The 17,469-nt window shown below is 68.1% G+C and carries 18 protein-coding genes; 7 read left to right on the top strand and 11 right to left on the bottom strand.

The window, feature by feature from the left end; genetic code table 11:
- Window positions 1-438 carry a DUF4307 domain-containing protein gene (locus tag ACYVAN_RS07920; RefSeq protein WP_460957242.1) on the bottom strand — a complete coding sequence of 146 codons (438 nt, stop codon included), beginning with the start codon at window positions 436-438 and terminating at the stop codon, window positions 1-3.
- 413 nt (window positions 439-851) lie between these two features.
- Between ACYVAN_RS07920 and mca the strand changes: the two genes are divergently transcribed.
- The 3 genes from mca to ACYVAN_RS07935 all read left to right on the top strand — a co-directional run bounded on the left by mca (window position 852) and on the right by ACYVAN_RS07935 (window position 4,304).
- Window positions 852-1,736: a mycothiol conjugate amidase Mca gene (gene mca, locus ACYVAN_RS07925; protein ID WP_460957244.1), complete on the top strand. Its 885-nt coding sequence runs from the start codon at window positions 852-854 to the stop codon at window positions 1,734-1,736.
- Window positions 1,733-2,122 carry a hypothetical protein gene (locus tag ACYVAN_RS07930; RefSeq protein ID WP_460957246.1) on the top strand — a complete coding sequence of 130 codons (390 nt, stop codon included), beginning with the start codon at window positions 1,733-1,735 and terminating at the stop codon, window positions 2,120-2,122. Before mca ends, ACYVAN_RS07930 begins: the two co-directional genes overlap by 4 nt.
- Window positions 2,123-2,279: 157 nt before the next feature.
- Entirely contained in the window at window positions 2,280-4,304 is a 2,025-nt protein-coding gene (locus tag ACYVAN_RS07935) for a thioredoxin domain-containing protein (RefSeq protein ID WP_460957248.1), read from the top strand.
- A gap of 81 nt (window positions 4,305-4,385) precedes the next feature.
- Here the strand turns inward: ACYVAN_RS07935 and trhA are convergent, their stop codons facing one another.
- Entirely contained in the window at window positions 4,386-5,075 is a 690-nt protein-coding gene (gene trhA, locus ACYVAN_RS07940; RefSeq protein WP_460957250.1) for a PAQR family membrane homeostasis protein TrhA, read from the bottom strand.
- A 128-nt stretch (window positions 5,076-5,203) separates the two neighbouring features.
- On the opposite strand from trhA, the gene ACYVAN_RS07945 reads away from it, so the two are divergent.
- On the top strand, window positions 5,204-5,980 hold the full coding sequence (locus ACYVAN_RS07945) for an isoprenyl transferase (RefSeq protein WP_460957252.1): 777 nt from the start codon (window positions 5,204-5,206) through the stop codon (window positions 5,978-5,980).
- A gap of 187 nt (window positions 5,981-6,167) precedes the next feature.
- On the opposite strand, the gene ACYVAN_RS07950 is transcribed toward ACYVAN_RS07945, so the two are convergent.
- From ACYVAN_RS07950 to ACYVAN_RS07960, 3 genes are all read right to left on the bottom strand, one after another.
- Window positions 6,168-6,416: a hypothetical protein gene (locus tag ACYVAN_RS07950; RefSeq protein ID WP_460957254.1), complete on the bottom strand. Its 249-nt coding sequence runs from the start codon at window positions 6,414-6,416 to the stop codon at window positions 6,168-6,170.
- A 298-nt stretch (window positions 6,417-6,714) separates the two neighbouring features.
- Window positions 6,715-6,963, bottom strand: a complete 249-nt coding sequence (locus tag ACYVAN_RS07955) for a hypothetical protein (protein ID WP_460957256.1) — start codon at window positions 6,961-6,963, stop codon at window positions 6,715-6,717.
- 90 nt (window positions 6,964-7,053) lie between these two features.
- A complete protein-coding gene (locus ACYVAN_RS07960; protein WP_460957258.1) occupies window positions 7,054-7,554 on the bottom strand; it encodes a hypothetical protein in 501 nt (166 codons plus the stop codon).
- Window positions 7,555-7,929: 375 nt separating this feature from the next.
- Between ACYVAN_RS07960 and ACYVAN_RS07965 the strand changes: the two genes are divergently transcribed.
- A complete protein-coding gene (locus ACYVAN_RS07965) occupies window positions 7,930-9,333 on the top strand; it encodes a PhoH family protein (RefSeq protein WP_460957260.1) in 1,404 nt (467 codons plus the stop codon).
- 46 nt (window positions 9,334-9,379) lie between these two features.
- On the opposite strand, the gene ACYVAN_RS07970 is transcribed toward ACYVAN_RS07965, so the two are convergent.
- Both ACYVAN_RS07970 and ACYVAN_RS07975 read right to left on the bottom strand, forming a co-directional pair.
- Window positions 9,380-10,819, bottom strand: a complete 1,440-nt coding sequence (locus ACYVAN_RS07970; protein ID WP_460957262.1) for a GuaB1 family IMP dehydrogenase-related protein — start codon at window positions 10,817-10,819, stop codon at window positions 9,380-9,382.
- A gap of 143 nt (window positions 10,820-10,962) precedes the next feature.
- A complete protein-coding gene (locus ACYVAN_RS07975) occupies window positions 10,963-11,346 on the bottom strand; it encodes a hypothetical protein (protein ID WP_460957264.1) in 384 nt (127 codons plus the stop codon).
- Window positions 11,347-11,657: 311 nt separating this feature from the next.
- On the opposite strand from ACYVAN_RS07975, the gene ACYVAN_RS07980 reads away from it, so the two are divergent.
- Together ACYVAN_RS07980 and ACYVAN_RS07985 are read left to right on the top strand one after the other, a co-directional pair.
- Window positions 11,658-12,533: a helix-turn-helix domain-containing protein gene (locus tag ACYVAN_RS07980; protein WP_460957266.1), complete on the top strand. Its 876-nt coding sequence runs from the start codon at window positions 11,658-11,660 to the stop codon at window positions 12,531-12,533.
- Window positions 12,534-12,539: 6 nt separating this feature from the next.
- Window positions 12,540-12,770, top strand: a complete 231-nt coding sequence (locus ACYVAN_RS07985) for a DUF397 domain-containing protein (RefSeq protein ID WP_460957268.1) — start codon at window positions 12,540-12,542, stop codon at window positions 12,768-12,770.
- A 4-nt stretch (window positions 12,771-12,774) separates the two neighbouring features.
- On the opposite strand, the gene ACYVAN_RS07990 is transcribed toward ACYVAN_RS07985, so the two are convergent.
- From ACYVAN_RS07990 to ACYVAN_RS08005, 4 genes are all read right to left on the bottom strand, one after another.
- Window positions 12,775-13,236: a DUF4288 domain-containing protein gene (locus tag ACYVAN_RS07990; protein ID WP_460957270.1), complete on the bottom strand. Its 462-nt coding sequence runs from the start codon at window positions 13,234-13,236 to the stop codon at window positions 12,775-12,777.
- Window positions 13,233-14,765, bottom strand: coding sequence for an ATP-dependent DNA ligase (locus ACYVAN_RS07995; RefSeq protein ID WP_460957272.1), 1,533 nt, complete (start codon window positions 14,763-14,765; stop codon window positions 13,233-13,235). Before ACYVAN_RS07995 ends, ACYVAN_RS07990 begins: the two co-directional genes overlap by 4 nt.
- A gap of 84 nt (window positions 14,766-14,849) precedes the next feature.
- On the bottom strand, window positions 14,850-16,247 hold the full coding sequence (locus ACYVAN_RS08000) for a class II fumarate hydratase (protein ID WP_460957274.1): 1,398 nt from the start codon (window positions 16,245-16,247) through the stop codon (window positions 14,850-14,852).
- A 243-nt stretch (window positions 16,248-16,490) separates the two neighbouring features.
- On the bottom strand, window positions 16,491-17,285 hold the full coding sequence (locus tag ACYVAN_RS08005) for a S1 family peptidase (RefSeq protein ID WP_460957276.1): 795 nt from the start codon (window positions 17,283-17,285) through the stop codon (window positions 16,491-16,493).
- Window positions 17,286-17,469: the final 184 nt, after the last annotated feature.

The following is a 17,469-nucleotide window of genomic DNA, read 5'->3' on the forward strand; positions in this document are numbered from 1 at the left end:
TCACCCGGTTGGCCGTGCATGGGTGGACAAATATTCAGGAACGTTGTAAGTGCAGCCGAACACCTCCCCCGTGGTGGCCAGTGCGGAAGTCCGCAACACCGTTTCCGCGATGGTCGACGTCCCCTCGGAAGGTCGGACGAACACCTCTTTGCGACCGATTTCGGCGCCGTCCTCGGAGCGCGCGCGCACCACGCAGTCGACCGGGCGTTCGGGCTCGTCGCGACGTACCTGGAAAGTGATCCGCACCGAGCTCTCGTCGAGGACCTCGAACGCGACCTGCTTTCCCTCGATCGGGGCACTGCCGATGTTCCGGTAGCTCACGATCGAAGCGATGACGAGGACGACCAGTACCGTGCCGGTCAACAGCCAGCGCAGCACGGGACGTCGCCGCGTGCGCGCCCGCGCGCCGTAGCGACCTTCCGGCAGCTGCTGGGTCACCGCTGCGCCAACCTTTCGCGGACTCGGTTCGGCAGCGGGCGAGTTGAAGGGGCCCTGCCGACTTTCGTCGTACCTCCCGGGAACAATAGGAGACGACACCGGCGTTGAGTGTTGCCGGGTGGCTTTGCCCGCGATCGGTGGATCGGGGGTACGGCGTGATCCCCGGGGTACGGCGTGTCCCCGAAGTGCGGCGTGGTCCCCGGAGTACGGCGTGGTCCCCGAAGTGCGGCGTGTCCCCGGAGTGCGGCGTGATCCGAGGTCGCGACCGCGGGTGATGGCGTTTGACGAGGCAGGCCTGCGCTCGCCACCCCGGTGAGTGGGCACGTTGGCAAGTGGACACCCGAGCAACCGGACACGCCAGCAAGTAGACACGCGTTTCCAGCAGCTCTTCAAGCAGGAGGGACAGCCGGGCGATGGCCGAGAAGCTGCGTCTGATGACGGTGCACGCGCATCCGGACGACGAGTCCAGCAAAGGAGCGGCGACAACGGCCCGCTACGTGGCCGAAGACCATGAAGTGATGGTCGTCACCTGCACGGGAGGTGAAGCGGGCAGCATCCTCAACCCGGCGATGGACCGGCCGGAGGTGGTCTCGAACCTGCCCGAGATCCGCAAGCAGGAGATGGCCACGGCAGCGGGCATCCTCGGGGTGCGGCACCGGTGGCTCGGCTTCATCGACTCCGGCCTGCCGGAGGGCGATCCGCCTCCGCCGCTTCCGGAGGGTTCCTTCGCGGTGGTCCCGCCGGAGGAACCAACGGCCAAGCTGGTCGAGGTGATGCGGGAGTTCCGGCCGCACGTCGTGATCACCTACGACGAGAACGGCGGGTATCCGCATCCCGATCACATCCGCTGCCACGAGGTCTCCATGGCGGCCTTCGACGCCGCCGGCGATCCGGAGCTGCATCCGGAGGCGGGCGATCCCTGGCAGCCGCTGAAGCTCTACTACTCGCATGGTTTCTCCCGCAAGCGCATGCAGCTGTTCCACGATGCGCTGATCGAGCGGGGCCGCGAATCCCCCTACGGGGACTGGTTGCGGAAGTGGGAGGCGTCGGAACGCCCGGACATCGGTGACCGGGTCACCACGTGGGTCGAGTGCGGGGAGTACTTCGAGGCGCGCGACGACGCACTGCGGGCCCACGCGACTCAGATCGATCCGACGAGCCGGTGGTTCGCGGTCGAGCCGGAGCTCCAACGCGAGCTGTGGTCGACCGAGGAGTACGAACTGGTCCGTTCGCTGGTCGATACCACCCTGCCCGAGGACGACCTGTTCTCAGGCGTGCATGAGAAGGTCTATTCATGAGTGCGCAGGAAACGGCCGTCCAGGTGCTGGCCCAAGCACCGGGAGGGGAAGGCGCGGACTTCGGCAAGTCCTCCCCGGTGGGCCTGTTGCTGCTGGTGTTGTTCGGCATCGCGGTGGCGCTGCTGGTCAAGTCGATGACCAAGCACCTCAAGGCGTTGCCCGTGAAGTTCGACGAGCAGCGTGCGGAAACCGCCGCGCCGGCGAGGGCCAAGCGCACCCGGGAAACCGGCAGCGAAGCCGGAGCTGCGTCGACCGACGCTGCGTCGACCGACGCTGGTGAGACCGACGCTGGTGAGACCGACGCTGGTGAGACCGACGCTGGTGAGACCGACGCTGGCGAGACCTCGCGTGAAGGTAGCCCGCGCGAAGGTACTTCCGGCAGCTAGCAGCTCCCGGAACGGCCGGTGCCCCGCGAGCCGTTCGGGATCTTTCCGCTGCTGTGTCCGCCCGGTCCGGCCAGACCGGGCGGACACGGACGTTTTACCAGGTCGGCAGGTGACCGCCTTGGTTTGCGGCCTCGTCGACGAGTGGGAGGGTGGTCGTATGGCAAACCATCTGGCAGATGCGACCAGCCCCTACCTGCTGCAACACGCCGACAACCCGGTCGACTGGTGGCCGTGGTCGGAGGAGGCGTTCGCGGAGGCTCGCCGCCGGGATGTGCCCGTGCTGCTCTCGATCGGCTATGCGGCGTGCCACTGGTGCCATGTCATGGCGCACGAGTCGTTCGAAGACGCCGAGACCGCGGCGGTGATGAACGAGCTCTTCGTCAACATCAAGGTCGACCGCGAGGAACGCCCCGATGTCGACGCCGTGTACATGGAAGCCACTCAGGCGATGACCGGGCAGGGCGGCTGGCCGATGACCTGCTTCCTCACTCCCGGCGGTGAACCGTTCCACTGCGGCACCTATTACCCCTCGGCTCCCATGCACGGGATGCCCTCCTTCCGGCAACTGCTCGACGCGGTCGCCGACGCGTGGACACAACGCGGTGACGAGGTCCGGGCCGCCGCAGCCCGTGTGGTCGAACAACTGGCCGCGCAGAGCCCGCACCTGCCGGAGGGGTCGCTCGACGCGGAAGTCATCGCATCCGCCGTCAAGCGGCTGAACGGCGAGTTCGACGCAACCAACGCTGGTTACGGCGACTCACCGAAGTTCCCGCCGTCGATGGTCCTGGAGTTCCTGCTGCGCCACCACGAGCGGGTCGGTGACGAATCGACCGGGGAGACGGCCTGGAAGATGGCCGAACGCACCTGCGAGGCGATGGCCAGGGGAGGTATCTACGACCAGCTTGCCGGTGGGTTCGCGCGTTACAGCGTCGACGCCCGGTGGGTCGTTCCGCACTTCGAGAAGATGCTCTACGACAACGCCCTGCTGCTGCGCGCCTACGCGCACCTGGCGCGGCGCGGGAGCGCCCTCGGCGAACGGGTCACCCGCGAGACCGCGGGATTCCTCCTGCGGGAGCTCCGCACGGCCGAAGGAGGCTTTGCGGCGTCGTTGGACGCCGACACCGAAGGGGTCGAGGGCCTGACCTACGTGTGGACGCCCGAAGACCTGCGCGAGGCCCTGGGAGACGCCGACGCGCAGTGGGCTGCCGAACTGTTCGAAGTCACCGAGGCAGGGACCTTCGAGCACGGTTCCTCCACCCTCCAGCTCCCGCGCGACCCCGATGATCACGCCCGTTGGCAACGCGTGCGGGACATCCTCTTCGATGCCCGGTTGCGGCGCCCCCAACCGGGCATCGACGACAAGGTCGTCACCGGGTGGAACGGTATGGCGATCACCGCGCTCGTCGAGGCGGCCGGGGTACTGGACGAACCCGAATGGCTGGCGGCCGCGGAACGGGCCGCCGGCCTGCTGGTGGACCACCACCTCGTCGACGGGAGGCTGCGGCGCAGCTCCCGAAACGGCTCGGTGGGGGACGCGGCCGGAGTCCTCGAAGACTACGGCTGCCTGGCCGAGGGGTTGCTGGCCCTGCACCAGGCCACTGGGGAACGGCGCTGGCTCGACACCGCAGACGGGTTGCTCGACACCGCGCTGGAGCAGTTCGCCGATCCCGAGCACGTGGGCGTCTTCCACGACACCGCGGCCGACGCCGAGGCGCTCGTGCGGCGTCCTTCCGACCCGACCGACAACGCCAGCCCATCGGGTGCGGCCGCCACCACGTCAGCGTTGCTGACCGCATCCGCGCTCGCGGGACCGGACCGTTCCTCGCGGCTGCGTCAGGCCGCCGAACAGGCGCTCTCCCGGGCGGGGTTGCTGGTCGAGCGGGCGCCGCGGTTCGCGGGGCACTGGCTTTCCGCGGCCGAAGCCCTGACGCATGGCCCGTTGCAGATCGCCGTGGTGGGTGAGGCGGATGACGGTGGCCGCGCCGACCTGCTCGCGGCCGCGAGGCGGTTCGCGCCCGGCGGCGCGGTGGCGGTCGCGGGGGAACCGGAAAGCCCCGACATTCCGCTGCTGTCGGACCGGCCGCTCGTCGAACAGGCCTCGGCGGCTTATGTGTGCCGCGGATACGTGTGCGAGCAGCCGGTCAATTCGGTCGACGATCTGGTATCGACCCTGCGTTCCTGAGCACCTCCAGCGCCGGACCGCGCCCGGTCGTCGGGCGCGGTCGCGGTGCCGGCCCCCCTCCGCGGGCGGGGCCGGCGTCCCTCAGGAGTAGAGCGCCAGCCAGATGGCGATGTGGTGGCAGATCGCGGCCAACGAGACCGCCGAGTGGAAGAACTCGTGGTAGCCGAACGTCTTCGGCCACGGGTCCGGCCAGCGCGCCGCGTAGAAGATGGCCCCGAACGTGTAGAGCAGACCGCCCACGACCAGCAGGACCAAGGCTGCCACCCCGGCGTTTTCCAGCAGGTCCGGGAGCACGAACACGGCCACCCAGCCGAGCGCGATGTAGACGGGCACACCGACCCAGCGCGGCCCGTTCGGCCAGGCGAGTTTGAGGGTGACACCGCCGAGCGCCCCGATCCAGACCACCGCGAGCACGACGCTCCCGGTGGTGGGTTTCATCGCGAGCATCGCGAACGGCGTGTAGGTGCCCGCGATGAACAGGAAGATCATCGAATGGTCGAGACGCCGCATCCACGTGCGCGCGCCGACCGACTCCCAGGTCTTGCGGTGGTAGAGCGCACTGATCCCGAACAGGCCCAGGACCGTGGCGACGTAGACCGAGGTCCCGAACGCGGCCGCGGGGGAGACCGTCGCCGCGGCCAAGGAGATGAGGGTGGCACCCGCGGCCAGGGCGACCACGAGGGACCACAGGTGGATCCAGCCGCGCATCCGCGGTTTGACCGTGGACATGGCACGGCGACTGCCGGCGGTTTCGCTTACGTCACTGCTCACGGCCCCAGGTTACTGGTACCCGTCGACTCGACGTGCATCGTCGTGCGGCGATGCGTGTCTCATCGGGCGAATTCGCACGAACAGGGAGGAATCAGGCGGGCGTTCCGACCCGCGTAAGCTCGCGAAACGTGGCGCTCAAAGCTCGGATACGAGAACTCATCTTGGACGTCTACGAGCGGCGGCTCCTTCGCAAGCTCGATGGGGCGCGGTCTCCTAGGCACGTCGGTGTGATCCTGGACGGGAACCGCCGATGGGCCAAGGAAGCAGGTCTCGATGTCGATCTAGGTCACCGGGCGGGGGCCCGCAAGATCGAGGATCTGCTCGGTTGGTGCCGGGAAGCCCAGGTCGAGGTCGTGACCCTGTGGCTGTTGTCCACCGACAACCTCAACCGCACCAACGAGGAGATCGATCTCTTGATGGAGATCATCTCCGGGGTGGTCGACGACCTCACCGCCCCGAGCACGCCGTGGCGAGTCCGGATCGTGGGTGCGTTGGAGAGGCTGCCCACCGAGATGGCGGCGCGGCTGTCGTCCGCGGCCCTGCGCACGGAGGGGCGCAGCGGGATGCAGGTCAACGTCGCCGTCGGCTACGGCGGTCGGCAGGAGATCGCCGACGCCGTGCGCAAACTACTTCAGCAGCACGCCGAGGCGGGCACGAGCATCGAAGAACTCGCCGAGTCGGTCGACGTCGAACACATTGGCGAACACCTGTACACCTCCGGGCAGCCCGATCCGGACCTGCTGATCCGCACTTCCGGCGAGCAACGACTTTCCGGGTTCATGCTGTGGCAGTCCGCACACTCGGAGTTCTGGTTCTGCGAGGCGTACTGGCCGGAGTTCCGGCGCGTCGATTTCTTACGGGCGCTGCGGGAGTTCGCGGCCAGGCACCGGAGGTTCGGCGGCTGACTCGGCGTGCCGCTGCCGTCGCCCGGTGCTTCTGCTGCCCGGGTGCTCCTGCTGCCCGGTGATTCCCTGCAACCGGTGATTCCCTGCAACCGGTACGAACGGCGGCTGTCGACCGGAGCCGGAGGAACCCTTGATGGCCGGGCCCGCGATCGGGGCCCGGCCATCAAGAGTCGCGGTGGGGTGGTCGTCAGCCCTTGACGGACGGGTGGTCGACGATCGGAGCGTTGACGCACTGGTTGTCCTGGGGCGACAGGATCGGCACGACGGCGCCGAGCACGGCGACGTTGTTTCCGCAGGCCTGGATCGGCAGGACGCTGAGGTTGTTGTCGTTGAGGACGTTCACGCCGTCGTTGTCCGCGCTGTCGGCGTTGGCGACCGGGGCCAGGGCCATGAGACCGGCCGCGGCACCTGCGACGACCACTGCTTTCTTCAGCACTTCGTTCACTCTCCTCTGGATTACCGAATATCTCGGCGGTGCGGTGTTTCGTCGACGAGTGGACGGAGCGACACCGGAACCCGGGACTGGATTCGCGCGCAAAATTACCTTCGCGTGAAAGGAATCCCAAACTCCGTAGCCCGATGGTGTGTCTTTTTTTCGAGCCGGCGGCCGAGGTTTGGTTCCGGCGCCTCGTCGAGCGTCCCGCCAATGAAGGCATCGATGCGAAAAAGGACGTCGGGACCGCGTAGCCCGACGCCCTTTTTCGGTGCCCCGAAGTGACGGGACGATGGTGTTGTCAGCCCTTGATGGACGGGTGGTCGACGATCGGAGCGTTGACGCACTCGTTGCTCTGGGGCGACAGGATCGGCACGACGGCGCCGAGCACGGCGACGTTGTTGCCGCAGGCCTGGACCGGCAGGACGCTGATGTTGTTGTCGTTGAGGACGTTCACGCCGTCGTTGTCCGCGCTGTCGGCGTTGGCGACCGGGGCCAGGGCCATGAGACCGGCCGCGGCACCTGCGACGACCACTGCTTTCTTCAGCACTTCGCTGCTCCTTGTTGGATGGGATGACTCAAGTGCGCATTCCTCGGATACGAACACCCCGTGAGTTGCCGAGGGCACTCATCGTGGAATCTATCCATGCTTGCGGTCCGAGAAAAGCTCAGTAACACCATCGTGTGATTGTTCTTCTCGGCCCTCAAGTCTGACCGGGATGACTGCGGTTGGATTTGCGAAATAATTGATTGCGCCCGCAATTTTCAGCCGTTGGTAGTAGCCGAAAGTGATCGTCTCGAACAAAGACTTACCGGATCGAGTGAGTGGGGATAAAAGCAGACGGATGTTGCCGGCTTCGGATTTCTTGGCGAGAGGCGAGTTGTCACCTCGGGCGATCCGCGCCTCCCTGGGTGCGAACTGGATTCCGCGCGAGAAGAGGTGCTGGGCGCTGATCGTACTGTTATGACACTGGGAGTAATGAGAGCCAAGAGAAGTGGCGGAGATGCACTCGAAAAGGTGAGCGGGCTGATCTTGCGGGCTACCCGCGGTGCCGACCACTGCGCTCCGTTCCGAGCGCTTAGGCGACGCGACGGCAAACTGCGAGGAAACGACGTGACCAGCCACTTCGCTGGTGATCACCGATCCGCCCCGGTCAGGTCTCCATGGGCCCGCGCTGCCAGGACCACAATCGGTATTCCGTACTTGCTGGTATGTGAAGTGGAGTTGACGACTCGCTGAATCACCTGTGTGGTCGCCTGTCGGGAGCGAATCTCAGAGGTAGCGTCCAGGGTGACGGGTCGTCCCCATGCATGACCGAATGCGGCCCGTCCGGGAGGCCCTGACCGTGGCTGTAGGCAAGATCGGACGTTCTACCGTCCGTCGTGGTCGCGAGGGCCGGTCCGCGGCCCTCGACGGCTGCGGTGGACCGGAGCACCGGTTCGGCCGCAGTTCGGCAGGGACAGGCCCGGCCCGCCGACGAGCGGGTGTGCTCGCCACACTCGCGAGGGAGTAGCCGTGACCACACGACGTTCCCAGCCCCAAGGCTCCCAGCCCCGACCGGATGCCCCGGCAGGCGCCGCGGACACCGGACCCGGGAAGACCGCTAGCGGTACCGAGACCGTCGCGGCAGTTCGAACCCACGTGCTCGACACCTCGGTGCTGCTGTCCGATCCATGGGCGATGGTCCGGTTCGCCGAGCACGACGTGGTGCTTCCGCTGGTCGTGATCAGTGAGCTGGAAGGCAAGCGCCACCATCCCGAACTCGGCTGGTTCGCCCGGGAAGCGCTCCGGAAGCTCGACGAGCTGCGAATTCACCACGGCCGGCTCGACGAGCCGGTACCGGTCGGGGACGAGGGCGGACGACTGCACGTCGAGCTCAACCACTCGGACCCGGAGGTCCTGCCGCCGGGCTTTCGGACGGACTCCAATGATGCCCGGATTCTGGCCTGCGCGTTGAACCTCGCGTCGGACGGTCACCAGGTCACTCTGGTGACCAAGGACATGCCGCTGCGGGTGAAGGCTGCCTCGGTGGCGTTGGAGGCCGAGGAGTACCGGGCGCAGGACGTCATCTCGACCGGTTGGAGCGGGATGGCCGACCTCGACGTCGGGCCGGATGCGATCGACAGCCTGTTCAAGGAGGGCGTGGCCGATCTGGACGACGCTCGGGACCTGCCGGCCAACACCGGGCTTCGATTGCTGGCGGGCTCGCAGAGCGCGTTGGGGCGGATGACGGCGGACAAGCAGGTCAAGTTGGTCCGGGGTGACCGGGAGGCATTCGGACTCCACGGTCGCTCGGCCGAGCAGCGAATAGCGCTGGACCTGCTCCTCGACCAGGATGTAGGCATCGTGTCGATGGGCGGACGAGCCGGTACGGGCAAGTCCGCGCTCGCGCTGTGCGCCGGGTTGGAAGCCGTGCTGGAACGCCAGCAGCACCGGAAGGTCGTGGTCTTCCGGCCGGTGTACGCCGTCGGTGGTCAGGAAATCGGGTACCTGCCGGGCAGCGAGAACGAGAAGATGGCGCCGTGGGCTCAGGCCGTCTTCGACACGCTGGGCGCGTTGGCCAGCGAGAACGTCCTCGAAGAGGTCACCGAGCGGGGAATGCTGGAGGTGCTCCCGCTGACCCATATCCGCGGCCGTTCCCTGCACGACTCGTTCGTGATCGTCGACGAGGCCCAGTCGTTGGAGCGCAACGTGCTGCTCACCGTGCTGTCCAGGCTCGGTGCGAACTCCCGTGTCGTGCTCACCCACGATGTCGCCCAGCGCGACAACCTGCGGGTCGGGCGGCACGACGGGGTGGCCGCGGTGATCGAGAAGCTCAAGGGCCATCCGTTGTTCGCCCACGTGACGTTGACCCGCTCGGAGCGCTCACCCGTGGCGGCGCTGGTCACCGAGATGCTGGAGGGTGAGTTCACGCCGTGATCCCGCGTTGGGGTGTCGACTTCCGGGGAAGTCGACACCCCACTGCTCACCAGCCGGTGGGCATCGGGCGTCCCTCGGCGAATCCCGCGGCGGACTGGATGCCGACGACGGCGCGCTCGTGGAACTCTCCGAGGGTGCGAGCTCCCGCGTAGGTGCAGGACGACCGGAGCCCGGACGAGATGTCGTCGAGCAGGTCCTCCACGCCGGGACGCGCCGGGTCGAGCTTCATCCGTGAACTGGAGATGCCCTCCTCGAACAGGGCCTTGCGGGCCTGGTCGAAGGTGCTGTCACTGCGGGTCCTGGCGCTGACGGCCCGTTTGGAGGCCATCCCGAACGACTCCTTGTACGCCCGCCCGTGCTCGTCCCGCTGCAGGTCGCCCGGTGATTCGTAGGTGCCCGCGAACCAGGAGCCGACCATCACCGACGAGGCACCGGCGGCCAGCGCGAGGGCGATGTCGCGAGGGTGCCGGACGCCGCCGTCGGCCCAGACGTGCTTACCGAGTTCCCGCGCAGCCTGGGCGCATTCGGCCACGGCGGAGAACTGCGGGCGGCCCACTCCGGTCATCATTCGTGTGGTGCACATGGCGCCGGGGCCGACCCCGACCTTGATCACGTCGGCGCCCGCGGCGGCGAGGTCGCGCACGCCTTCGGCGGTCACCACGTTGCCGGCCACCACGGGCACTCGGGGATCGACCCGGCGGATCGCCTGCAACGCGCTGACCATCTTCTCCTGGTGCCCGTGCGCCGTGTCGGCGACCAGCGTGTCCACTCCCGCTTCGAGCAGCGCCGTCGCCTTGGCGGCGACATCGCCGTTGATGCCCACGGCGGCCGCCACGCGCAGGCCGCCGGACCGGTCCAGCGCGGGTGTGTAGACCTCGGACCGCAGGGCGCCGCGAGCGGTCATGATTCCGGCGAGGCGTCCGTCCCGGTCCACGGCGAGTGCCACCCCGCGAGAGCTCCGGTCGAGTTGTTCGAAGACTTCGCGGGGCTTCGTCTCCAGTGGGAGCACCACCGGGTTGTGATCGGCGACGTCGTCGACCCGGGCGAACCGGTCGACTCCCGTGCACGCGGCCTCGTCGACCACCCCGAGCGGCCGGTTGTCCACGTCGACGACGACCACCGCCCCGTGGGAGCGCTTGGGGAGCAGGTTGAGCGCGTCGGCGACCGCGTCCTGGGTGCGCAGCACCAGCGGGGTGTCCCAGGTCGGATGCCGGTCCTTGACCCAGGAGACGATCTCGGCCACGGCGTCGGGCGCGACGTCCTGCGGTAGCACGACGAGGCCACCGCGTCGAGCGACCGTCTCGGCCATCCGCCGGCCCGCCACGGCGGTCATGTTCGCCACCACGATCGGCAGGGTCGTTCCGGAGCCGTCGCTGGTGGCGAGATCCACGTCGAAGCGGGATTCCACGCCCGAGCGCCTGGGGGCGAGGAAGACGTCGTCGTAGGTCAGGTCTGTGGAGGGCTGTTGCCCGTTCAGGAACCGCACGTGAATCCACTCTACTGGCCAAAGGGCTGCTCGTCGTCGCACCAGTGGGCAACGGTTTGCAGCGCCGGTCCGCCTCGCGGGCGCCCCAGCAGCGGCAGATCGATTCAGTCGATGGTGAAGGCGACCCGGGAGCGCGAACCGCTTCAGGGGGTCCGCGGCGGGGCGTCCGAGGAGGCGCCGTCCGCCGGGCGGAGTTCGAGAACCGCCCTGGTGACGGTTTCGGGGTCGCCTTCGGACTGCCAGCGGATCGCTTCCCGGCGCGGGGTCAGCGGCGTGCCGGATTCGACTTCCGTCGTGCGGTAGGCGAAGGCTTCGGTGTGCGAGTGCAGCACCAGGACGTCCACCGTTCCGCATCGCCATTTTCGCGAGTAGAGCAGCGCGTCGATTTCCCCGTCGTCGTTGTGCACCGGCGAGGCCTGGAAGCCGCGGCGGACGAGATCCTGGAGGTTCTGGATCGTGTTCACAGCGCCGTCTTCGCGGCGCCGCCCGTGGAGTGGTGTGGCGTGCTCGGCGTAGGTGGCATGCAATTCCCCATGGTGTTCCGTCGCTGCCGCGCGCGGCGTCGTCGAGCGGGGTAGGTTCGCTCGGCGCCTTCGATCGGTGCTGCGGAACGGATTGTTCGGACGTGGAGATCGGTGTGCGGTACGTGCCGTGCTGACGCGTCCGGTGATCGTATATCGGGGCCGCGGTGCGGGAGTGGCGATCGATGCGATCGCCACTATGTGGAGCACGCTAACTTTGAACATGCTCAAGAACTAGAGCCCTAATCGGGTGATGATCTTCGGCTGGTGGTCCCGGCAGACTTCAACGGCAACGTCGAGCTGTTGGAAGGAACCAGGTGAGTACGTCCCACTCCAGCCCGACCGCACTCCGCAGATGGGTCGCCGGCGAGATGACCAAGCTGCGTGAAACCGGCCGGTTCAGCCGCGCCGAGGCGGCGGAAGTGATCGGAGGAAGTGTCCAGGCCATCGGGCACATCGAGAACGGCAGATCATTGCCGGGGCCGTTGCAGCTCGAGAGACTTCTCGAATTCTACGGAGTGCCGGAACGCGCCGAATTCTTCCGCGAACTGCGGACGCTGGCCAAGAAGGGGCGGGACTGGTGGATCGACTTCGACCTCGACGATCGCACCCTGCCCGAATACTTCAAGCTCTTCCTCGGCCTGGAGGCGATGGCCGAGAAGATCGACAGCTGGGACGTGCAGGTCGTACCCGGACTGTTCCAGACCCGCGACTACGCCAGGACGCTCATCCGGAGCGGAGATCCGCAGTTGTCCGCAGCCGGAGTGGACCGCCGCACCGAACTACGGATGGCTCGGCAGCAGGAGGTCCTGCAAAGCGGAACGGCACCGTCGGTGGGCGCGGTTCTCGATGAAGCCGCTCTCCGGCGTTCCATCGGCGGACCTGCGGTGATGCGTGAACAGCTGTGGCGACTCGTCGAATTGGCCGAACACCCGAACATCGATTTGCAGGTGTTGCCGTTCCAGTCGGGTGGGCACCCTGGAACCGAAGGCGCGTTCACGTTGCTGACCTACCCGGCGGAGTTCGAGAGCGATCCGGGCACCGTGTACGCCGAGACCAGGGTGAAGGGTATCTACTACGAGAATCCCGAAACCGTCCTGCGGTACCGCGAGGTACTGACCCGCGTCCGCGACGTCGCCTGCACCCCATCCGAAACCCCGCACCGCATCGAACAAGCCGCGAAGGAACTCTGAGCACACATGCGTCTCGACCCGCCGACGCCCGGAACCAGCGATACCCCGACCGTGCTGCGCTGGCGCAAGTCCCGCCGTAGCCAGGCGCAGAACGGCTGCGTCGAGGTGGCGTTCGGTCCCGGCCGTATCGGCGTGCGGGACAGCAAGCAGGGCGCCTCCGGCCCGCTTCTCGCGTTCGACGCGCGGGCGTGGACCGCGTTCACCGCACGAGCCCGCGCGGGCTGGTTCGACCGGTGATCGGTCAGAATTCCTCGTCGCCGGTCAGCGGCTCGATCGACCGGTACGCGGAGTAGTTGCGGAAGAAGCGGCTGAACAGTTCGCTGCCGTCGTCGAAGGTCGCGTCCTCGAGCTGCTGGACCTCGGCGACCTCCTTGAGTTTCCAGGTGACCAGCCGGTGGTGCTCGTCCTCGTAGCTGAGCTGCTGCTGCTTGCCGTAGGACGTGGCCTTTTCCTTGGCCTCCTCATCCGACTCGGCCTTGACCAGCACGAACGACTCCTCGTAGAGCGGCGCGTGGCCCTCGGCCTCGGAACTGGACTCCAGCACGAGCGCCGCCACGTAGAACTCCGCCTTGGCACTGAAGGTGCTGGGGCTGTAGTCGCGGGGGTCGATGGTGCCGGGGCCGATGTTGATCGATCCGACGCCCTCGAAGTCTTCGGGCCCGTCCTCGTGGTCCTCGTGGTCCTCGTTACCGGGGGTGGTCATGACTTCAGGGTCTCATCTCCACGCGGTAGCAGAGCACGCACGGTCCCGATGGTGTCGGCCGAGGCGACGTCCTTGTCCGGGCGGTAGCGCAGGACACGAGCGAACCGCAGCGCCACCCCGCCCGGATAGCGGGTGCTCACCTGCACGCCGTCCAGTTCGACCTCCACGATCAAGCCGGGGGTCAGGTAGAGCGTCGAACCGTCTTCGCGCTGGCGCCAACGGGGGAACTCCGCCGTCTGCCAGGCGAGCAACTCGTCGGTCAGACCCTTGAAGGTCTTGCCGACCATGAGCGGTGGCCCGCCGTCCGGGTCACGCGCCCCGAGGTGCAGGTTGGACAGCCAGCCGCTGCGTCGGCCGTGCCCCCACTCGGCGGCGACCACGATCAAGTCCAGGGTGTGCGCGGGTTTGACCTTGCGCCACGTCCGCCCTCTGCGCCCCGCCGCGTAACCGGAGTCGAGCGACTTCAGCACGACCCCCTCGTGGCCCGCGTCGAGGGCCTCGTCCAGCAGGTCGGACGCCTGCCCGGCGTCGGTCGACAGCACGGCGGGGATGCGGTACTCCGAGGCGACCCCTTCGAGAGCGGTGAGCCGCTCCCGGAGTGGCAGATCCAACAGGTCGCGGCCATCGAGGTGCAGGCAGTCGAAGAAGTAAGGGCGCAATCGCAGATCGCGCGGGCTCTGCGCCCCGAAGCGGGCCATCGTCTCCTGGAACGGTCGCGGACGTCCCGAATCGGTCAACGCCAGCGTTTCCCCGTCGAGCACGATCGACCGGCAGTCCAGGCCGCGAACCAGCTCGACGAGTTCGGGCACCGTGCCGGTCACTTCCCGCAGCGTTCTGGTGTAGACGCGGACCTGTTCGCCGTCCCGGTGCACCTGGATACGCGCACCGTCCAGTTTGTACTCGATGCTAGCCGGTCCGAGTTCGGCCAGTGCGGCGTCGAGTGTCTCGGCTGGGGAGGCCAGCATCGGCCGGAGCGGTCGGCCGACCTCCAACCGGATTTCGGCAAGCGCGGATTCACCGCCGCGCAACGCCACCTCGGCGGTCTCGGGCAATCGGCCCGAGAGCATGAACGCTCGGCGCACCGCCTCGGCGGGGACTCCGCCCGCTGCCGCGACAGCTTCGAGTACAACGCCCTCCAGAGCGCCCTGGCGCAACTCGCCACCCAGCAATCGCACCAGGAATCGCTGTTCCGCCGCGGTCGCCGACCGCAGCAGGCGGGTCAGCACCTCATGTCTGCGCTGCGCGGAACCCGCCCCGGTGGTCTCCCGGAGCTCTGCCACCCCACCGTCCACGTCGGCGACGGTGAGCTCCGGCTCGGCGGCCGGTTCGGCGTCCACCGACGACAGGGTGGACCAGCCCACCCCGACTCGACCGCCGGGCAGCTCGCCCGAGATGAAAGCCGTCGCGGGGCGGATCTCGGAGGGCGCCACCCGCGCGAGCAGGTCGGCTATGGCCGTCACCTTCGCCTTCCGCGACCGGGTGCCCGCGACCTCGCCGGATGTGGTCACGACCTCGCTCAGCAGCGCCATGCACTCATGGTGCACGTGCACTCCGGGGTACGGCTCGTCGTGCCGGACCCCGGGGCGCATCCCCTTCGGACACCGGTGCGACCGTCAGCGGTCGGCGTTGGCCATGCCGAGCACGTCGAGAGCGGTGTCGAGCTCCTCGAGCGTCAGCTTCCCGCTCTCCACGTGGCCGCGCTCCAGCACGACCTCCCTGATCGTGCGGCGCTCCTTGAGGGCCTGCTTGGCGACCGACGCCGCTTCTTCGTAGCCGATGTGGCGGTTGAGCGGTGTGACGATCGAAGGCGACCCCTCGGCGTACTCCCGGGCCCGGTCCGCGTTGACCTCGACGCCCGCGAAGACCTTGTCGGCCAGCAGCCGGGACGTGGCGGCCAGCAACTGGGCGGATTCGAGCACGTTGCGGGCGATCACCGGCAGGTTCACGTTGAGCTGGAAGTTGCCCTGCGCGCCGGCGAACGACACGGCGGCGTCGTTGCCGACGACCTGTGCGACGACCTGCAGGGTGGCTTCGGGGATCACCGGGTTGACCTTGCCCGGCATGATCGACGAGCCGGGCTGCAGATCAGGCAGCGCCAGTTCGGCGAGGCCCGTCCTCGGGCCCGAACCCAACCAGCGCAGATCGTTGGCGATCTTGTTCAGGCTCACCGCCACCGTGCGCAGGTGCCCGGAAGTCTCCACCACGCCGTCCTGGGTGGCCTGTGCTTCGAAGTGGTCGCGCGCCTCGGTCAGCGGCAGTCCGGTCACGCGGGCCAGCTCTTCGGAGACGGCGGCGCCGAAACCTCGCGGCGCGTTCAGTCCGGAACCGACCGCGGTGCCGCCGATCGGCAGTTCGCCCAGGCGGCCCAGGCCGGACCGAAGCCGTTCGACGCCGAAGCGCACCTGGGAGGCCCACCCGCCCGCCTCCTGCGCGAGCGTGACCGGCACGGCGTCCATCAGGTGCGTCCGGCCCGACTTGACGACCTCCGTCCAGCCGGCCGCACGTCCCTCGATCACCTCGGCCAGGTGCTCCAGCGCGGGGACGACCTCGGTGAGCACCGCCTCGGTGGCTGCGACGTGAATGGTGGTGGGAAAGGTGTCGTTGGAGGATTGTGACGCGTTGACGTGATCGTTCGGGTGCACGTCCCGCCCGAGCTTGCGGGTGGCCAGCGTCGCGATGACCTCGTTGGCGTTCATGTTCGACGAGGTGCCGGAGCCGGTCTGGAACACGTCGATCGGGAAGTGCTCGTCGTGCTTCCCCTCGGCCACCTCGTCGGCGGCCGCGGCGATCGCCTCGGCTTGCTCGGCTTCCAGCACGCCGAGCTTGCCGTTGACCCGCGCGGCGGCACCCTTGAGCAAACCGAGAGCACGAACCTGCGAGCGCTCCAGTCCTCGCCCGGAGATGGGGAAGTTCTCCACGGCACGCTGCGTCTGGGCGCGGTAGAGGGCGTCGGCGGGCACCCTGACTTCGCCCATCGTGTCGTGTTCGATGCGGTAGTCCTGTTCAGCCATACATGGAAGTGTGGCCCTCACGGCGAGCACTGGTCAGTATGGGCAATCCCACTCGCCCACCCGGGTGACCTGCTTCTCCGCGTTCCCCGACCGCTTTTCTCGGCCGCCTTGGCCGCCCGCCCGGCTCGGATCGCACGAGTGCGAGCAAGGGAACTTTTCTTCCACATGTGACAGGAAGGTTCCCTTGCTCGCCCCGAGACCGGGCGCCGCCGCCCATTCCCGACGGCGATGCCGAGATGCGCTTCAGCCGGCCACGCGCTCGGTGATCCAGCTCTTGTACGCGGTGGCGTCGGTGTAGACCGACGGTGCCGTGCCGCACACCGGCACGATGCTGCCGAGACGGCTGGTGATACCGGTCAGCTGCCAGTTGCCCGACGTGCCTTCCAGCTGCGGCCCTCCGGAATCCCCGAAGCAGGCGTTGGTCAGCAGCTGCCCACTTCCGGTGCAGATCTCGGTGCCCGCGTCGATCGAACTCAGCGTGCAGGCGGCGTCCGGGACGACGCTGGTGTCGAGTTCTTGCAGCTGCGCGGGTGGTTCGCCGCACCCCCGCACCGGGCAGGTGAGACCCCAGCCGATGATGCGCGAGGGCGTGCCTGCCGCACCGGAGGCGTCGGCGATCGGGATCGGGGTCTCGGCGACCTCCCGGTCCAGCTTGAGCAGTGCGAGGTCGGCGTTGGGGGCGTCCGTCTCGTACCCGGGATGGACGACGATCTCGGACACCCCGGTTTGCGTCCCGCCCGTGCTGTGGTCCGGGCTCCCGATGCGGAGCCCGAGGTCGGCGGCTTGTGCTTGTTGTACGCAGTGCGCGGCGGTGAGCACCCATTCGGAGTCGACCAGCGAGCCGCCGCATCCGTGCTGACCGCCGCTCTGCAGCGAAGCCATCCAGTCGTACTGCTCGGTCGCGTCGTGACCGCCGACGATCAGTGTGCTCGGGTCGTCCGCCGGTTCCGTGACGTCGGCGTTCGCCACTGCCGGCGCAGCTCCGACGCTCAGGGCCAATGCGGCCAAACCACCCAGGAACAACGATGTCCTACTCACCGGGTCTCCTCTCCCCAGACCGATCCGGTTTCGGGCACGAAACCACCCTGATCGTTTTCCGGGTACCGCCATTTGCTGTGGGCACGACCGGCCGGTGGGGCGAGCCGGACCGGCCGGCGCGCGGGCGTTCTCGGTGGCGACGGGAGGGCGTTGTGCGGGCTAGCCTGGGGGGCGACCACGGTGA

The sequence above is a fragment of the Parasphingorhabdus pacifica genome, from assembly GCF_054779195.1.